The sequence below is a fragment of the Geodermatophilus maliterrae genome (assembly GCF_041018925.1).
In the GTDB taxonomy this organism is placed as follows: domain Bacteria; phylum Actinomycetota; class Actinomycetes; order Mycobacteriales; family Geodermatophilaceae; genus Geodermatophilus; species Geodermatophilus maliterrae.
Window position 1 is genome coordinate 1 of record NZ_JBFNXQ010000218.1, and the last position, 967, is coordinate 967.

Annotated in this window: 2 protein-coding genes; both read right to left on the minus strand. The window is 73.8% G+C overall.

The window, feature by feature from the left end; translation table 11 throughout:
- The coding region (locus ABQ292_RS26550) for an IS630 family transposase (RefSeq protein ID WP_369210696.1) at nt 1-505 on the minus strand (505 nt) is incomplete at its 3' end.
- A 47-nt stretch (nt 506-552) separates the two neighbouring features.
- Nucleotides 553-960 carry a helix-turn-helix domain-containing protein gene (locus ABQ292_RS26555; protein WP_369210697.1) on the minus strand — a complete coding sequence of 136 codons (408 nt, stop codon included), beginning with the start codon at nt 958-960 and terminating at the stop codon, nt 553-555.
- Nucleotides 961-967: the final 7 nt, after the last annotated feature.

Below are 967 nucleotides of genomic sequence, written 5' to 3' on the forward strand. Positions count from 1 at the left end.
ACCAGCCGGCGGCGTCGGTGGCGGTGACCGCTGCCAGGGCCAACGCGATGGCGGCGTCCAGCGCCGCTCGGGTCCGTGCTGCAGCGGCCTTGACCAGCGTCTTGATCTTGCTGAAGGCTTCCTCGACCGGGGACAGGTCCGGCGAGTAGGCAGGCAGGAAGAGCAGCCGGCAGCCGGCTGCCTCGACCAGGGCACGCATCCGGTCGGGCTTGTGCGCCCCGACGTTGTCGACCACCACCACCTGCCCGGGCCGCAGCGCGGGCAGGAGCACCTGCTCCAGATAGGCGGCGAACACCGCCGCGGTGGTGCCGCCCTCCACCGTCATCGCCGGGCTCATCCCGCCCAGGGACAGTCCGGTGATCAGCGTGGTCACCGGCCCGCGGTTGCGCGGCACCGCGCCTCGGGCGCGGGTGCCGCGGGGCGCGCGGGCGCGACGGCGGGTCATCGAGGTGTGCGTGCCGCACTCATCGACGAACACCAGCCGGGCCGGGTCGGTCTGCTGCACGTCGGTGCGCCATCGGGCTCGCGCGGTCTCGTCGCGCTCGGTGGCGCTCAGACTTTTGACTTCAGCGGCCGGCCCGGCCGCCGCCGACGCCCGCGCGCGGTCACCGCCTGACCGGGTTCATCGGCCGGCAAGGTGGCGATCGCCCGCGACATCGTCGCCAACGACACCACCACGCCCTGCTCGGCGGTCAACGCCGCGGCATGCTCGGCCAACGTCGCGTCGGCGGCCTGCTGCAGGCGCGCCGGCAGCCAGGCGTGCAGCCGCATCTTCTTCTCCGGCCTGGGCCCGTGCCGCTGCACCGCCGGCGCCAGGCTGCCGGTGGTCCGGCGACGGGCCAGATACCGGCCCACGGTGTTGACCGACATCCCGAAGGTCACCGCCGCCTGCTCCTGGCTCATCCCGCCATCGACCGCGGCGACGACCCGCTCACGCAGATCCATCGAGTACGCCCGCATGCCTTAG